This is a genomic window from Streptomyces sp. NBC_01013 (assembly GCF_045162765.1).
In the GTDB taxonomy this organism is placed as follows: Bacteria; Actinomycetota; Actinomycetes; order Streptomycetales; family Streptomycetaceae; genus Streptomyces.
Window position 1 is genome coordinate 4,324,844 of sequence record NZ_CP108687.1, and the last position, 15,847, is coordinate 4,340,690.

Below are 15,847 nucleotides of genomic sequence, written 5' to 3' on the forward strand. Positions count from 1 at the left end.
GGGGTCGTTCTCTGGTTCGTCGGCGCTGCCCTGATCCACGATCTGGTGCTGGTGCCCCTGTACGCGAGCGCGGACCTGGCTCTGCGCGGGGTGATGCGCGGGCCCCGGTCCCGGCTCGTCAACTTCGTGCGGGTGCCGGCCTTCCTCTCCGCCGTCCTGCTGCTCGTCTGGTTTCCGCTGATCACCCGTCAGGCGGAGCGCTACGCACCGGCGAGCGGGCACTCCCCCGATGTGTTCCTGGGGAACTGGCTGCTGATCACGGCGGCGCTGTTCGCCGTGTCGGCGCTCTGGCTGGCGGTCAGGACGTTCAGGGGCCGTCGCAGCACGACGAAGGGCCGTCCGCCCGCTTCCCATTGACCGACGCGCTGCCACCCCCGCCGCCCGGCATGGCGGAGCAGGGCGGGCGTCCCCAGGCGCGCCCACGGGAAGGGCTCCCCCGCCGCCGGCCGGGCGCCGTGCGGGGAGGGGCCGGTGCGGCGTCCGTCGTCCAGGTGGACCCTGACCCGCTCGTCGATGTCCTGTGCCACGGTCTCGGCGATGAGCAGCCCGCCCGGAGCGAGCAGGCCGGCCGCCCGGTCCAGGAGCCGGCGCGGATCCCCGCCGATGCCGATGTTGCCGTCGAGCAGCAGCACGGTGCCCCAGCGACCCTCGCCGGGCAGCGGTTCGAAGACGGAGCGCCGCAGCGCCGAACCGCCCGTGCGCAGGGTCCGGGCGACCGCTGCCTCGCTGACGTCGATGCCGAGGGCGCGGTGTCCCCGGGCGGCCAGTTCGGCGACCAGCCGGCCAGGGCCGCAGCCGATGTCCAGGACGGGCCCCTCGCAGCGGCGCAGCGCCGACCGGTCCGCCGCGTCGGCGCCCGCGCACCAGCGCTCCACGTCGAGCGGCAGCAGCCAGCCGTCGGTGCGGCGGAGGAAGAGGGGACCGTGGCCGTTGCGCAGGGCGTCGGCGTACGGATCGGTGCCCCACGGCGCGGTGTCCGGGCCGGCGGTCGTGGTGCGCTGCGAGGCGGCCGCGCTCGGGCCGGGAGGCGCGGAGGCGCGCTGCGGGGCCGTGGAGTCCGGGCCGGCGGTCGTGGTGCGCTGTGGGGCGGCCGTCATCGGACCGCCGCCCCGGTCAGCCGCGCCAGGGTGGCGGCGAACCGGCCGTGCGGCGCGCCGGCGGCGACCTCCGCCGCGTCCGCCGCGGTGTCCACGTCCCGCAGCCGCACCAGGTCGCGGACGCGGAGCCCGGCGGCGATCAGGCGCGCACGCTGCACAGCACCCGTGTCCGGCACGGACATCGGCACCCCGCGCAGCAGTCCCGGGTCGGGCGCGGCCAGGCCCAGTGCCCAGAAGCCGCCGTCCTCGGCCGGTCCGAACCAGGCGTCGCAGTCGTCCCACGCGGTGTCCGAGAGCGCGGGCGCCAGCGCGGCAGCGTCGGCCTGCGGGGTGTCCATGCCGATCAGCACCGTCGGTCCTGCGCAGGCGCCGAACGCCGCCGCGAGCCGCTCGTCGAGGCCGCCGCCGCACTGCGGGACCACCTCGATGCCCGCCGGCAGCCAGGGGCCGGGGGCCCCGGCCAGGACGACGGCGCGCCGCCGCGCGGGCAGGGTCAGGACGGTCTCCAGGGTGTCGGCGAGCGCCGCCTCGGCGAGACGCGCAGCCTCGGCGGGGCTGAACGGCGGGGTGAGCCGGGTCTTGACCTGCCCGGGCACCGGTTCCTTCGCGATGACCAGCAGCGTCGCCGGGCCGGTGGGCCGCTTGCCGGCGCTCATCGCGACACCCGGGGCCGCGCGGTGGACGTACCGGCCGGCGGCGGTGGTGTGCGCAGCACCCCGCGCATGTCGCGGACCGCCTGCCAGGTCCCCCGCCAGGTGCCGGTCACCTTGGACTTCCCGGTACGGGACAGGTAGGGCACATCCGTCTCGGCGACCCGAAGGCCCGAGTCGGAGGCGCGGACCACCATCTCCAGGGGGTATCCGCTGCGCCGGTCGGTGAGGCCGAGGGCCAGCAGTTCGTCCCGGCGCCCGGCCCGCATCGGGCCGAGGTCGCGCAGCCGCAGCCCGGTGCGGCGGCGCAGCATCCGGGACAGTGCCAGATTGCCCAGCCGGGCGTGGAGCGGCCAGGCGCCGCGCCCCTGCGGCCGGCGCCTGCCGAGCAGCAGATCGGTCTCGCCCGCGGTGAGGCGCCCGACGAAGGCGGGCAGCAGCCCGGGGTCGAGGGAGCCGTCGCAGTCGCAGAAGCAGACGAACTCCGCTTCGGCGGCCAGGAGTCCGGCATGGCAGGCCGCACCGAAGCCGCGCCGCGGCTCGTGCACCACGGTGGCGCCCAGCGAGCGGGCGAGTTCCGCCGAACCGTCCGTCGAGCCGTTGTCGACGACGATGGCGCGCCAGCCGTCCGGGATCGCGCCCAGCACACCGGGCAGGGCCGCGGCCTCGTCCAGACAGGGCAGGACCACGTCGGCCACGGGGGCGGGCCGGGGACGGTGGGGGGCGTTCGCCGGGGAGGTGTCGGTCACGCCGCTCACCCTACGGAGCAGAAACGGGCATTTTGGACTTGAGGTTCTTACGAAACGTGGACGTCGCACGGGTGGGCGTCCCGTGGCGCCCGGAGCGGGACACCCGGGTGCCATGGTGGGGGGATGCAGACCATCCCGGACACCCCCGGCGCGGGCCCCCGGCCAGGACCGGACCCGGCCCCGTGCGCGCGCGGCGGCCGGGTGCTGGTCGTGGACGACGATCCGACGGTCGCCGAGGTCGTGGCGGGCTATCTGGGCGGGGCGGGCTACGAGGTCGAGCGCGCCTGCGACGGCCCCGCCGCGCTCGAACGGTTCGTGGCCCACCGGCCCGACCTGGTCGTCCTGGACCTGATGCTGCCGGGCATGGACGGCTTCGAGGTGTGCCGCCGGATGCGTGCGCACGGACCGGTTCCGGTGATCATGCTGAGCGCCCGCGGTGACGAGGACGACCGTGTCCTGGGCCTGGAGACCGGGGCGGACGACTACGTCACGAAGCCGTTCAGCCCGCGCGAACTGGTCCTGAGGGTCAACTCCGTACTGCGGCGCGCGGCGGGTGCCGCAGGGGCCGGTGCGCACGGCGGCCCGGTGGAACTGCTGACGGGCGCGGGGCTCGAACTGGACCCGTCCGCGCGCCGGGCGACGCGGGCCGGGCGCACGCTGGCGCTCACCCTGCGCGAGTTCGACCTGCTCGCCTTCTTCCTGCGTCATCCGGGCCGGGCCTTCACCCGGGAGGAGCTGATGCGGGAGGTGTGGGGCTGGGACTTCGGCGACCTGTCGACGGTGACGGTCCACGTCCGCCGCGTCCGCGGCAAGATCGAGACGGACCCGGCCCGGCCGGAACTGATCCGTACGGTCTGGGGCGTGGGCTACCGCCTGGACCTCCCGGCCGGGGCGCACCCGCCGGACGGGCCGTCCGTACCGCCCCTCCCGGGCTTCCCGCCCCCTCCTGCCCCCACCCCCGGAGCCTGAGCAGCGTCATGGCCGACTTCCTCCTCATCGCCCTCTTCGCCTTCCTCGGCGCGGCCGCCGCCGGACTGCTCGGGGCGCTCGCCCTGCGGTTGTTCCGGCACCGCTCGCTCGTCGTGTCGCTGTCCGTGGTGGCCGCCGTCGCCGTGACCGCGATGCTGGCGGGAACGCTCGCCGTGGCCTGGGCGATGTTCCTGTCGCCGCACGACCTCAGCGTGGTCACCACGGTCGTCGCGATGGCCGCCGCAGTCTCCCTGGCCACGGCGATGCTGCTCGGCCGGTGGATCGCGGCCAGGAGCCACGATCTCACCCTGGCCGCGCGTTCGTTCGGCGACGGCGGCACGTTCGCGGCCCCTGCCGGGCAGCCCACCGCCGAACTCGCCGCCCTCACCCGCGAACTGGCCGCCACCAGCGCCAAGCTCGACGTCTCGCGCGAGCGCGAACGCGCGCTGGAGACCTCGCGCCGCGAACTCGTCGCCTGGATCTCGCACGATCTGCGCACCCCGCTCGCCGGCCTGCGGGCCATGTCCGAGGCGTTGGAGGACGGGATGGCCGCCGACTCGGGCCGCTATCTGCGTCAGATACGCACCGAGGTGGAACGGATGAACGACATGGTCGGCGACCTCTTCGAACTCTCCCGCATCCATGCCGGTTCGCTGGCCCTCGCCGTCGCCCGGACCTCCGTGTACGACCTGGTCGGGGACGCCCTCGCCGGTGCGCATCCGCTCGCCCGCGAGCACGGGGTACGGCTGGTGGGCGACGGGATCGAGGCCGTGCCGGTGGAGGTCGACAGCAAGGAGATGAGCCGGGTCCTGGGCAATCTGCTGATCAACGCGATCCGCCGTACCCCTGCCGACGGCACGGTCGCGGTGGCCGCGCACCGTGACGGCGACGGGGTCGTCCTCTCCGTGACCGACGGCTGCGGCGGCATTCCGGATGAGGACCTGCCCCGGGTGTTCGACACCGGCTGGCGCGGCAGCGACGCCCGGACCCCACCCGCCGGAGCGGGGCTCGGGCTCGCGATCGTGCGTGGCATCGTCGAGGCGCATGCGGGCCGGGCGGCGGTGCGCAACGTGCGGGGCGGCTGCTGCTTCGAGGTCACCCTGCCGGTGGCCTGACCCGCTCCCTGGACGGCATGCCGCGCAGCGGCTCCGACGCGAACGCGGCCATCCCCTCGGCGAAGCCCACCGCCGGCTTCCAGCCCAGTTCAGTGCGCAGCCGCCCGGAGTCGGCGGTGACATGGCGTACGTCCCCGAGCCGGTACTCCCCGGTCACGACCGGGGACGGGCCGCCGTACGCCGAGGCGAGGGCCGCGGCCATCCCGCCGATGGTGTGCGGCTCCCCGCTGCCCGTGTTGTACGCGGTGAAACTGCCGGGCTCCCGCCCCGCGAGGGCCGCCAGTGTCACCGCGTTCGCCGACGCCACGTCCCGCACGTGGACGAAGTCGCGCCGCTGTCCGCCGTCCTCGAAGACGCGGGGTGACGCGCCACGGTCCAGTGCCGAACGGAAGAAGGAGGCGACCCCGGCGTACGGGGTGTCGCGCGGCATGCCCGGCCCGTACACGTTGTGGTAGCGCAGCGACACCGCGCGCCCGCCGGTGGCGCGGGCCCAGGACGAGGCGAGGTGTTCCTGGGCGAGCTTGGTGGCGGCGTAGACGTTGCGCGGGTCCGCGGGCGCGTCCTCGGAGACGAGACCGGGCGTCAGTTCCGTACCGCAGGCAGGGCAGTGCGGTTCGAAGTGTCCGGCCGCCAGATCGCTCTCGCGCCGGGGGCCCGGCCGCACGGTGCCGTGGCGGGGGCAGTCGTAGCGGCCCTCGCCGTAGACGACCATGGAGCCGGCGAGCACCAGGTCCCTCACGCCCGCTCCGGTCATCGCGGCGAGCAGCACCGCCGTGCCGAGGTCGTTGCAGCCGACGTACGCGGGCGCGTCCGCGAAGTCCTTCCCCAGGCCGACCATGGCCGCCTGGTGGCACACCGCGTCGATGCCGTCCAGCGCCGCGTCGACCGCGGCCCGGTCGCGTACGTCCCCCACGATCGTCCCGTCACCACCTGCGGGGGTGGGGGCCCCGCCGTGCGCCGACGCGAGATACGCGTCGAGCACCACCGCCTCGTGTCCGGCCGTTGTGAGGGCCCTGACGATCTCCGAACCGATGAACCCGGCGCCGCCGGTGACGAGTACGCGCATGACGGCAACGCTAGGGCGCGACGGGTGGCCCGAACGGTTCCCTCGTCGGCACGTCACGGGACCGTAAGGGCTCGCATCGACCGACGAGCAGCGAGGCCGGCCCCGCGTGCCGGTTCTCCGCGCACCCCCGGACCCGCCTGCGGCACCGGGCGATCGGACCGCGGCAGCGGGAGATCAGACGAACAGGAACGCACCCGCCGTCGCCGCGCCCAGCGCCGTCCCTGCTGTCACCTGGCCCACCGTGTGGTAGCCGAGCGCCACGCGCGACCAGCACACGGCGGCCGTCATCGCGTACCCGAGCAGCCACCACGGCGAGTGCACCGCGGCGAGCAGCGCGACCACGGCGGAGGCGACGGAGGCGTCCACCGAGATCTTCCAGACCGTGTTGACGGCCAGCAGGACGACGGTCATCACCCAGAGCCCGAGCATCGCGGCCAGGATGCCGGAGGGGGCGCCACCCAGCACCATGACCGCCGAACCGATGCCGATGGAGCCGAGGATGACGAGGAAGATCGGGGCCCGCTTGGTCCGGTCGACGACATGGCGGTCGCCCCAGGTGCCGCGCCCGCGCTCCCACTCGATGTAGCCGGCCGGGACGAGTCCGGCGCACAGGGCGCCGAGGAGTCCCCAGAGGAGCCCGGTCCAGTGGCCCGCCGCCGCGAGGCCGATGGCGAGCATGCCGGCCAGCAGGAGGTTGCGGGGCTGGAGGACGTCGGTCACGGTGCGCGCGGTGGACGTACCGGTGTCGTGGGTGGTGCTCGTGCTCATGCCTGCTGCTCCTGGACCGCTGCGGTGGATGCGAGGACCCGCCGGGCCTGTTCGGGTGCGATCTCGCGGTACGCGGCCGCCACCCGGACCAGCCGGGCGACCTCGCCGTCCTGGTCGGTGGCGTGCTGGGTGCCGACGGCGGCCGCGGCACCCGCCGGCGCCCCCGCGCTCCGGGCCGCGAGTGCCGCCTTGATCCAGTAGGCGTCTGCCAGCGGTCCGGCCTGCTCCCGGTCGGTGGTCCCCTCCGCGGCGGCGGCCTCGGCGGCGGGCAGCAGCGCGTCGGGGACGTAGTGGCGCAGCTTCTCCACCGCGTCCGCGATGTCCGCGGCCCACCGGTCGACGCGCAGGTCGGCCGGGGTGCCGAAGCGGGTCAGCTCGCGCAGCAGCGGGGCCGGCGGGTCGAAGGGCTGGTCGGGGAAGGCCGCCATCAGCTCGTACCAGAGGCCGTGCAACTGCGTCTGTGCCCGCCAGAGCTTCGCCCGGCGGCGGACGTTGCTCAGCGCGGGGATGGAGGCGCCGATCGCGAAGAACGCGAACAGCGCCACCTGCGCGGCCTCGGTGATCTCGTCGAACTTCAGGGCGAAGGCCTCGCCGGGCTGGTCGATGACGCTGATCCAGAGGAAGAGTGTCCGGCTGACGGTGTAGCCGACGCCGATGAACATCGCGAGCGTCATCATCCCGAGGCCCACTCGCAGATGGCGGCGCTCGGCGCTCGCGGTGGCGAGCGCCCACTGGTAGGCGCAGACGGCGGAGGCGGCGCCGAGGTAGAGGTAGAACACGCTCATGTAGAGCGTCGCGCCCCACTGCCCGGCGTGGTCGGCGACGAAGCGGTCCGAGGGCGTGGAGCGGTCGACGACGGTGAAGAACAGCACCGTCAGCAGCACGAGCGTGGCCACGGACGCCTTCGCCGCGACCTGCTGGATCAGCCGCGCGAACCGTACGTGGCGCGGCACGGCCCCGGCATCGGCGTACTGGCCGTAGATCGCGACGATGTAGCTGAGAATGGCCAGAATCGCGACCGTCGCCGTGTAGTGCTTGATGAGTACCGAGAGGTCGGTGACCGGGCTGTCGTTGAGCCCGATGCGCACCGCACGGGTCTTGGTCCACAACGCGGCGGCGAACCCGGCGTAACAGCCCCACAGGGCCCGGCGGCGGCGGTCCTCCTCGTCGCCCCACAGGGCGGCCGGCATGCGCCACACGGCGACGGCGGTCATCAGCCCGGCTATCAGATAGCCGGCGAGGTCGAGCGGGGTCACGGGGGGAGTCCTTGCGGGTGGGGGATCGAGGGGTGCGGTGCTGGTCCGGTGCTAGGTGCGGCGGAAGAGGCCGCGTCGGCGGTGGGCCACCGGCCGCGAGAGCGAGTTGGCGAGCCGCCCCACCATGTCATCGCTCGTCACGTCCCTCGCCATGCGGGGGATGAGCGAGGCACCCAATTCGGCCATGCGTTCGTCGTGGGTGTCGTACTGCGCGCGGGCCTGCACGGCGTCCGGGCGCTCCAGCGCGTCCGGACCCACGACCCGGGCGATCAGGGAGGTGTCGAAGACGGGAAGGAGCTGCCGCAGCTGCTCCGCGTCCAGCGAGGTGCCGTGGTCGAACCACTCGTGGCACAGCTCGTGCAGGATGACGTGCTGGGTCTGGTACGCGGTCGGGCGACGGCGATAGAGCACGAAGCTGGTCCCGCCGGTCTTCAGCCGCAGCCCGCAGGCAGCGTTGACGCGGGCCAGCCGGTCGGGCATCTCGTGCAGCACGATGGTGCGGCCGCGGGCCGCTTCCATGTTCGCCACCAGCCCCTCCACGGTGAAGGGGGAGGGGAGCGGGAGCCCGGCCAGCCCGGCCTCGCACTCCTTCCGCAGTTCGCGCATGGACACGTCTAGCCCCGTGGTTCGCCGTCGGCCGGCGGCTTGCGGTCCTTGGCGTCCTGGAGCAGGGCGAGCGCGAACCGCAGCAGCTCCGGCGGCAGTCCGTCCTCGTCCAGTCCCCGCCCGGCGACCCCGCTGATCTCGCCGGTACGCCGCTTCGCGAGGAACTGCAGCCCCGCGACGACGTCGTCGACGACCTCGGACTCCTCCTTGAAGAAGCGCCAGTCCACGCCGAAGCCGAGGCCGAGCGCCTTGAGGATCTCCTCGGACGGCTGGGTCACCTTGCCGGCGAGGATGTTGGAGAAGTAGCTGTGGGAGAGGGATCCGCCGCGCTCCCTGACCAGGTCGGCGAAGACCCGCCCCGAGACCTTGCGGCCGGGGAAGGTCTTCTCGACCATGTACTCGACCTTCTGCCGCAGTGTTCGCAGCTCCGGCGCGCGTTCCTCGCCGCTGTCCATCCGGCCCCCACGTTCACGTCCACCGCCCGGGCGACTGTCCGGCTCCGCGCGGTGCTCGATTCGGTCAACGGGCTCGTACTGTAACGAACCGCGACCCGGCGTCCGACGCCCGGGAGCGGGCGGCACTCCGATGGGGGACGAAGGGGAGCAACTTGCTCCGGTGTCCGGAACGGGCTTGCGCAAACACTCTACGTCACTGTTAACTCGAAAAAACATGGGCAGGGGACCGCGAGGGGAGTCCCTTGCCCGTGAAGACGCCCGCGCCACCCCGCCTCGTACGCGAAGGCCCGGTGCGCACATGGGTGTAGCCCTTCACGACGGGGGATGCGTGAAGGGCTACGCCTGCATTATGGCCCCTGGTCAGGCAGTCATCAACTGACCGGCCGGTCAGCCTTCTTGCGAGCCCCTCGGCAGGCCTCTCCGGGCCGTGCCCGAACGAGGTGCCCACAGCGGGCCGACGGACGCCGGGACCGGACCCGGCAGGACAAATTCCCCTCGTCCGGGCCGCGCCCGGAGGCCGCCCCGCGGCAGATTATTTCCCCCGCCCGGCAAGGGAAATCTGTCGCGATTATGCTAGAGACGATGGCTCGCAGCATGAGAGTTTCTCGTCCCGTCAACGAAGTCAGCGATACGCGGCAGGTGCACATGCCCCCCGAATCCCCTCCGCATGCCACCGACCGCCTCGACGACGACGACTACCCCGCCTACACCATGGGCCGTGCCGCGGAGATGATCGGCGCCACGCCGGGATTCCTGCGTGCGATCGGCGAGGCCCGGCTGATCACCCCTCTGCGGTCGGAGGGCGGACACCGCCGCTACTCCCGCTACCAGCTGCGCGTCGCGGCACGTGCCCGTGAACTCGTCGACGGCGGAACGCCGATCGAGGCCGCCTGCCGCATCGTGATCCTGGAGGACCAGCTCGAAGAGGCCCTCCGGCTGAACGAGGAGCTGCGCCGGCCCGCCCCGGGCCACGACACGGCCTGAGAGGGCCGCGGGCCCCCTGCCTCAGCGCGCGTCGCCCCCGCCTGCCCGTGTGAGCGCCGTGCTGCCCCGCTCGATCAGCCGGGGCAGCGGCACCTGGACCGTGCGCGCCGCGCCGCCGTCGAGCAGCGCCGTCAGCTCGCGCGCGGCGAGGCGGCCGAACGCGACCGTGTCCCGGGACAGCGCGGTGAGCCACGGCGCGGTGAGCCGGCACAGTGCCGAGTCCTCCCACGAGACGACCGAGACATCGCCCGGGACCTGGAGACCGAGGCCCGCGGTCACCGCCACCCCGGCCGCGGCCATCACGTCGTTGTCGTAGATGAGGGCGGTCGGCGGGTGGGTCTGTTCCAGTACCCGGCGGGTCACGGCCGCGCCCTCGGTGTCGGAGTAGTCGGTGGTCACCGAGTGGGCCTCGGTCAGACCGCGCCGGTCGGCTTCGACGCGCAGGGACCTGATGCGCCGGTCGGTGTGCGCGAGCGAGGGCAGGCCGGCGATGTGCACGATGCGCCGGTGACCCAGTTCGTGCAGCCGTCCGACGATGGCCGCCATGGCCCCCGCGTCGTCGGCGCGCACCTGTGACAGACCCGGGTGGGGGCCGGTGTCGCTGCCGGGGAGCGCCCCGATGACGACGCCGTGCAGGCCCAGTTCGTCCAGCAGGCCGACGCGGGGGTCTTCGGTGCGGGGGTCGACGACGAGCACCCCGTCGACCCGGTGCTCGGCCCACCACCGCCGGTAGACGGCGCACTCGGCCGCCACGTCCTCCACCACCTGGAACAGCAGGCCGAGTTGACGCTCGGCCAGGACCTCCTGGATGCCGGAGATCAGTTGGAGGAAGAACGAGTCCACGCCCAGGTTGGCCGCAGGCCGTGCCACCACGAGCCCCACGGTGGCCGACCCCTCGCCCGACAGCGCACGGGCGGCAGTGCTCGGGCGCCAGCCCAACTGCTCGGCCACGCGCCGGACTCGGTCGCGGGTGATCTCCGAGACGCCGGGCCGGTCGTTGAGCGCGAAGGAGACGGCGCTCTCCGACACCCCGGCCCGCTGGGCGATGTCCTTCATCGTCGGCCGACGCGCCGGTGTGCGTCTGGCCGTCGAAGTGTCCCCGGCCGGCGGCCGCTTCGGTGTCACCCGGTGCCTCTTTCCCCTGCGTTCCCTGTGGCGCTCGTCGGACGTCGGGTTCGCTCGCCCCCGGGGGCATCGTAGGCGTTCCCGCACCATTGGTCGAGTGATGTGCCGTGGTGACTAAAGCGCTTGAGCTGAAGGTACCTAAAGCGCATTAGTCACAGATCTTGAATGGAGCCCATCACGGCCTTGACCTGCATGTATGCCACTGAGTGTTACTCATGTTCGGTGAATCTGTTGACTTTCGGCCAATCGCATTGCAGGGTCTGCTGGGCGAACGCAGCCGACGGGTCAGCGCCCACGGTTCGGCGTCCGCACGCCTGGTCCGAGCAAAGGAGCCGTTCACCGTGCGCATCTCCCGCAGGGCAGTCGTCACTGCCGCCGTCCTCGCCACCGTCCTGCCGTTGAGCGCGTGTGGCGGTGAGTCCGGTTCGGGCTCGTCCGACGCCTCCGGCAAGGTCGCGGGCAAGATCACTTTCCAGACCTGGAACCTGCAGGCGAACTTCAAGGACTACTTCAACGGTGTGATCGCGGACTTCGAGAAGAAGTACCCGGGCACCGAGGTCAAGTGGGTGGACCGGCCCGGCGAGGGTTACGCGGACAAGATCAGCGCTGACGCGGCGGGCGGCACCCTGCCGGACGTCGTCAACGTGTCGCCGGACCTGGTGGCCCCGCTGGCCAAGGCGGGCATCGCACTGGACCTCGACAAGGCGGCGCCGCAGTACCGCAAGGAGTACCTGGACGGTGCCTGGAAGGCTCATCGGATACCGGGCACCGAGGGCACGTACGCCTTCCCCTGGTACCTCAACACCGGGCCGATGTTCTACAACAAGCGCCTCCTCAAGGACGCGGGGCTGGACCCGCAGAAGCCCCCGACCACCTACGACGAGGTCTTCGCGGACGGTCTGAAGCTGGCCCGGCAGAGCAAGGGCAAGGTCGCCACGCTCGCCAACGTGCCCACCATCGAGGACTTCGGCCGCTACGGCGGACAGCTGATGAACAAGGAAGGCACGGGCTTCGCCTTCAACGACGCCAAGGGCGTCCAGCTCCTCACGCACTACAAGGAGTTGTACGACGCCAAGGCGCTCGACCCGCAGGCGCTGACCGCGACCCCCGAGTCGTCCGGCCACAAGTTCCTCACCGAGTCCGTGGCGATGAACCCCGGCAGTGCGCTGGACCTGGCCAACTTCAAGAAGCAGGCCCCGGGCCTCTACAAGAACATCGGGATCACCGACCAGGTCAGCAGCACCGGCAAGGCCAACATGTACGTCATGGGCGTCATGGTGAACGCGCAGACCAAGCAGAAGCCCGCCGCCGTGGCCTTCGCCCACTACGTGACCGACGCGACGCGGCAGATGGACTTCGCCAAGCAGGTCGCCATCTTCCCCAGCACCGCCGGCTCCCTCGACGACCCGTACTTCACCAAGGAGGACGGCACGGACGAGACCCGTGTGCGGGTCGCCGCCGCGAAGTCACTGAAGACGGCCGTCAACTACACGCCGGTGCTGTTCAGCGAGCAGATGAAGACGGAACTGCGTAACCAGATCGCCAAGGCGCTGCAAGGAAAGCAGAGCCCCAAGGAAGCTCTTGACAACGCTGTCAAGGCCTGTGACCGGCTGTTGCAGCAGAGCTGAGCCCCCTGGGTGCTCCCGGTCGGCTCGTGCCGGGCTCGCGAGGCCCGGCACGTACACCTGCGGCGTCGTCGTCGGTCACCCATGCCGCGCGGGGGCTCCCTCCTCCGTCCCGCAGCCGCACGCACCGGACCCCGCTCCCTGATCCGGCCCGACTCAGAAGAAAGGACCCAGTGAACTCCCCCACCCCCGCGAAGTCCCGGACCGAGGCCGCCCGCACCGGAGCCCCGGTCAGTGCGCCGGGCCGCGGCGCGGCGGGAGCGGCGGTCCGGGGCACCCGCCCCGGCGACCGCCGGCCCGCCGGCCGGATCAGCCGCCATCTGCCCCTCAGCCCCTGGCTGTTCGCCGCGCCCGGACTCATCGTGGTCGGCGCCTTCAGCCTCTTCCCGTTCTTCAGCACACTGGTCAACGCCTTCACGGACCGGCGGACCCTGGTCCCGGGCGAGTTCGTCGGCCTGGCGAACTTCCGGGAGCTCCTGCACGACGAGATGTTCTGGATCGGGCTGCGCAACAGCGCGCTGTACGTCCTCGGGGTCGTGCCCGCACTCGTCATCCTGCCGCTGCTGCTGGCGATGCTCGTCCAGCGGCACATCCCCGGCATCTCCTTCTTCCGCTCCGCCTTCTACACGCCGGTCGTCGCCTCCATCGTCGTCGTCGGACTGATCTGGGTCTGGATGCTCGACGACCGCGGGCTGATCAACTCGCTCCTGGAGGCCGTGGGCATCGGGAAGGTCGGCTTCCTCAGCGACCAGTGGCTGCTGCTCGGCAGCGCGATGACGGTCACGGTCTGGAAGGGCCTCGGCTACTACATGATCATTTACCTGGCGGCGCTGGCGAACGTACCGCGGGAGCTGCACGAGGCGGCGTCCGTGGACGGCGCCGGAGTCGTACGCCGCTTCTTCACCGTCACCGTGCCCGCCATCCGCTCCACCATGGTGCTGGTCGCGGCACTGTCCTCGGTCTCGGCCTTCAAGGTCTTCTCCGAGGTCTATCTGATGGCCGGCCCCTCCGGCGGGCCCGCGGGCGAGGACACCACCCTGGTGATGCTCGTCCAGCGGGTGGGCACCGGACTGACCGGGCGGGTCGGGTACGCCTCCGCCATCTCGGTCGTCATCTTCGTGGTCACCGTCGGCCTGATGCTGCTGGTGCTCCGCGCCGACCGCAAGGAGGACGCGTGAGCATCCTGAAGACCACCGACGCCGAAGGACGCCGGGTCCCGGCCTGGCAGCTGGTCCTGCGCTACGTGCTGCTGCTCGCGGTGCTCGTCCTGACCGTAGGACCGTTCCTGTGGCAGCTCTCGACCTCGCTGAAGGGTCCGAACGAGGACATCTTCAGCTCGCCGCCGACGTTCCTCCCCGGCGATCCGACCCTGGACAACTACAGCAGGGTCGCCGACACCATCCCGGTGTGGGACTACGCCTTCAACTCGCTGAAGGTCGCCGCCGCCAACGTGGTGACCAACTGCGTGGGCGCCGCGCTGGCCGGCTACGCGCTGGCCCGGCTGCGCTACCGGGGCCGCAGGGCCGCGACGCTGGCGTTCATCCTCGCCATGCTCGTACCGGTGGAGGGCATCATCATCGCCCAGTTCACCACCATGCGTGACCTGGGCCTGAACAACACCCTGCTCGGCGTGCTGCTGCCCGGATCCATCGGGGCGATGAACGTCCTGCTGATGCGCAACGCCTTCCTGAACCTCCCCGAGGAGGTGGAGGAAGCGGCGTTCGTGGACGGGGCCAACGTCTGGCAGCGCTTCCTGCGGATCGCGCTGCCGTCGGTCAAGGGCACCCTCGCCGTCGTCGCGATCTTCGCCTTCATGGGCTCGTGGGACGACTTCCTGTGGCCGCTGATCGTCCTCAGCGACCCGGAGAACTTCACTCTGACCATCGGGCTGAACTACCTGCACGGCACGTTCGCGAACGACGAACGGCTCGTCGCCGCGGGCACGATCATCGCCGTCCTCCCGCTCATCGTGCTGTTCGCCGGTCTGCAGCGCTTCTTCTTCCGGGGAGTCGGCGAAGGCGCCGTCAAGGGCTGACCGATCCCCGCCCCCCCGCACCACAGAACCAGGACCGTGTTCCGTATGAGCTCCTTCCCCTTGCGCTTCGGCGCCAACTACACGCCCAGCGAAGGCTGGTTCCACCACTGGCTGGACTTCGACCTCGACTCCGTACGCGCCGACCTGGACTCGATCGCGGGTCTCGGCCTCGACCACATCCGGGTCTTCCCGCTCTGGCCCCTCTTCCAGCCCAACCGCACCCTGATCCGCCCGCGCGCGGTCGAGCAGCTCGTCCAGCTCGCCGACGCCGCCGCCGAACGCGGGCTCGACGTCAGCGTGGACGGGCTCCAGGGGCATCTGTCGAGCTTCGACTTCCTGCCCGCCTGGACGGGCACCTGGCACCGGCGCAACCTCTTCACCGACCCCGACGTGGTGTCCGGCCAGGCCGAGTACCTGCGCACGCTCGCCGCCGCCCTCGCCGACCGGCCCCACTTCATCGGGATGACGCTCGGCAACGAGATCAACCAGTTCTCCGGGGATCCGCATCCCGACCCGGACCGCATCACCCCCGAGCAGGCGGGCACCTGGCTGACCCGGATGCTCGACGCCTGCGAGGAGGGGGCACCCGGCAGACTCCATCTGCACGCCGAGTACGACGCCGCCTGGTACCAGGACGACCACGCCTTCACCCCCGCGCACGCGGCCCGGACCGGGGCCGTCACCGCCGTGCACTCCTGGGTCTTCAACGGCACCGCCCAGCGCCACGGCCGCACCGGCACGGCCACCGAGCACCACGCCGCCTACCTGATCGAACTCTCCAAGGCCTGGGCGCTCGATGCGCACCGGCCGGTCTGGCTCCAGGAGGTCGGAGCCCCCGCCCCCCTGATCCCGGCCGAGCACGCCGCCGCCTTCACGGAGGCGACCGTGGAGAACGCCCTGGACTGCGAGGACGTGTGGGGCGTCACCTGGTGGTGCTCGCACGACGTGTCCCGCTCGCTGGCCGACTTCCCCGAACTCGAATACAGCCTGGGCCTGTTGACCAACGACCGGCAGGTCAAGCCGGCCGGCCGGACCATCGCCCGGATCGTCGAGGAGCACCGCGGCCGAACCCGTCGGCCCGCTCCCCGGACCACGGCCGTCATCGTCGACGCCGGCGACGACACGACCGCACCGCGCCGCTCGGTGTGCGCCCCCGGCGGGGCCGTCTTCGAGGCCTTCGCCAGGCTCACCGCGGACGGGGTCCGTCCGACGGCCGTCCTCGCGAGCAAGGCGGACGACGCGGAGCACCTGGCCGCCCGCTCCATCACCGAGGTCGTCGCACCGGACCAGGTCCGGTGACCACACCCCCGCACACCACCACCTCGCACAGCACCGGAATCGCCTCTC

16 protein-coding genes are annotated in these 15,847 nt (G+C 72.3%); 7 read left to right on the forward strand and 9 right to left on the reverse strand.

Annotated elements, in window-relative coordinates; translation table 11 throughout:
* Nucleotides 1–200: 200 nt before the first annotated feature.
* From OG538_RS18740 to OG538_RS18750, 3 genes are read right to left on the reverse strand one after another with little or no spacing between them, the layout of a single operon-like run.
* Nucleotides 201–1,097: a class I SAM-dependent methyltransferase gene (locus tag OG538_RS18740; RefSeq protein WP_406095032.1), complete on the reverse strand. Its 897-nt coding sequence runs from the start codon at nucleotides 1,095–1,097 to the stop codon at nucleotides 201–203.
* Complete coding sequence (locus OG538_RS18745; RefSeq protein ID WP_406095034.1) at nucleotides 1,094–1,753, reverse strand: DUF2064 domain-containing protein; 660 nt, start codon at nucleotides 1,751–1,753, stop codon at nucleotides 1,094–1,096. Before OG538_RS18745 ends, OG538_RS18740 begins: the two co-directional genes overlap by 4 nt.
* The gene (locus tag OG538_RS18750) at nucleotides 1,750–2,496 is read right to left on the reverse strand and encodes a glycosyltransferase family 2 protein (protein ID WP_406095036.1); all 747 of its coding nucleotides are present in this window, start codon (nucleotides 2,494–2,496) and stop codon (nucleotides 1,750–1,752) included. The genes OG538_RS18745 and OG538_RS18750 overlap by 4 nt, the downstream gene beginning before the upstream one ends.
* 123 nt (nucleotides 2,497–2,619) lie before the next feature.
* On the opposite strand from OG538_RS18750, the gene OG538_RS18755 reads away from it, so the two are divergent.
* Together OG538_RS18755 and OG538_RS18760 are read left to right on the forward strand one after the other, a co-directional pair.
* Nucleotides 2,620–3,465, forward strand: a complete 846-nt coding sequence (locus OG538_RS18755) for a response regulator transcription factor (RefSeq protein ID WP_406095038.1) — start codon at nucleotides 2,620–2,622, stop codon at nucleotides 3,463–3,465.
* Nucleotides 3,466–3,473: 8 nt separating this feature from the next.
* On the forward strand, nucleotides 3,474–4,580 hold the full coding sequence (locus tag OG538_RS18760) for a sensor histidine kinase (RefSeq protein WP_406095040.1): 1,107 nt from the start codon (nucleotides 3,474–3,476) through the stop codon (nucleotides 4,578–4,580).
* Here the strand turns inward: OG538_RS18760 and OG538_RS18765 are convergent.
* The 5 genes from OG538_RS18765 to OG538_RS18785 form a co-directional block, all read right to left on the reverse strand.
* Nucleotides 4,561–5,646, reverse strand: a complete 1,086-nt coding sequence (locus OG538_RS18765) for an NAD-dependent epimerase/dehydratase family protein (RefSeq protein WP_406095042.1) — start codon at nucleotides 5,644–5,646, stop codon at nucleotides 4,561–4,563. The genes OG538_RS18760 and OG538_RS18765 overlap by 20 nt on opposite strands.
* A gap of 174 nt (nucleotides 5,647–5,820) precedes the next feature.
* Complete coding sequence (locus OG538_RS18770) at nucleotides 5,821–6,414, reverse strand: hypothetical protein (RefSeq protein ID WP_406095044.1); 594 nt, start codon at nucleotides 6,412–6,414, stop codon at nucleotides 5,821–5,823.
* Nucleotides 6,411–7,670 carry an MAB_1171c family putative transporter gene (locus tag OG538_RS18775; RefSeq protein WP_406095046.1) on the reverse strand — a complete coding sequence of 420 codons (1,260 nt, stop codon included), beginning with the start codon at nucleotides 7,668–7,670 and terminating at the stop codon, nucleotides 6,411–6,413. Before OG538_RS18775 ends, OG538_RS18770 begins: the two co-directional genes overlap by 4 nt.
* A 51-nt stretch (nucleotides 7,671–7,721) precedes the next feature.
* Nucleotides 7,722–8,282, reverse strand: coding sequence for a toxin (locus tag OG538_RS18780; protein WP_406095048.1), 561 nt, complete (start codon nucleotides 8,280–8,282; stop codon nucleotides 7,722–7,724).
* Nucleotides 8,283–8,284: 2 nt separating this feature from the next.
* Nucleotides 8,285–8,731: a hypothetical protein gene (locus OG538_RS18785; protein WP_406095050.1), complete on the reverse strand. Its 447-nt coding sequence runs from the start codon at nucleotides 8,729–8,731 to the stop codon at nucleotides 8,285–8,287.
* Between the two features lie 645 nt (nucleotides 8,732–9,376).
* Here OG538_RS18785 and OG538_RS18790 point away from each other — a divergent pair.
* Complete coding sequence (locus OG538_RS18790) at nucleotides 9,377–9,715, forward strand: MerR family transcriptional regulator (protein WP_406095052.1); 339 nt, start codon at nucleotides 9,377–9,379, stop codon at nucleotides 9,713–9,715.
* Nucleotides 9,716–9,736: 21 nt separating this feature from the next.
* Here OG538_RS18790 and OG538_RS18795 read toward each other — a convergent pair whose 3' ends face one another.
* Nucleotides 9,737–10,771 (reverse strand): LacI family DNA-binding transcriptional regulator, encoded by a 1,035-nt coding sequence (locus OG538_RS18795; RefSeq protein WP_406100206.1) that lies wholly within the window; start codon nucleotides 10,769–10,771, stop codon nucleotides 9,737–9,739.
* Nucleotides 10,772–11,181: 410 nt separating this feature from the next.
* Between OG538_RS18795 and OG538_RS18800 the strand changes: the two genes are divergently transcribed.
* The 4 genes from OG538_RS18800 to OG538_RS18815 all read left to right on the forward strand — a co-directional run bounded on the left by OG538_RS18800 (nucleotide 11,182) and on the right by OG538_RS18815 (nucleotide 15,799).
* Nucleotides 11,182–12,468, forward strand: a complete 1,287-nt coding sequence (locus OG538_RS18800; RefSeq protein WP_406095054.1) for an ABC transporter substrate-binding protein — start codon at nucleotides 11,182–11,184, stop codon at nucleotides 12,466–12,468.
* A 305-nt stretch (nucleotides 12,469–12,773) separates the two neighbouring features.
* Nucleotides 12,774–13,643, forward strand: coding sequence for a carbohydrate ABC transporter permease (locus OG538_RS18805; RefSeq protein WP_406100207.1), 870 nt, complete (start codon nucleotides 12,774–12,776; stop codon nucleotides 13,641–13,643).
* Nucleotides 13,640–14,500: a carbohydrate ABC transporter permease gene (locus OG538_RS18810; RefSeq protein ID WP_406095056.1), complete on the forward strand. Its 861-nt coding sequence runs from the start codon at nucleotides 13,640–13,642 to the stop codon at nucleotides 14,498–14,500. The genes OG538_RS18805 and OG538_RS18810 overlap by 4 nt, the downstream gene beginning before the upstream one ends.
* 45 nt (nucleotides 14,501–14,545) lie before the next feature.
* A complete protein-coding gene (locus tag OG538_RS18815) occupies nucleotides 14,546–15,799 on the forward strand; it encodes a glycosyl hydrolase (RefSeq protein WP_406095058.1) in 1,254 nt (417 codons plus the stop codon).
* The last annotated feature ends 48 nt before the right edge of the window (nucleotides 15,800–15,847 follow it).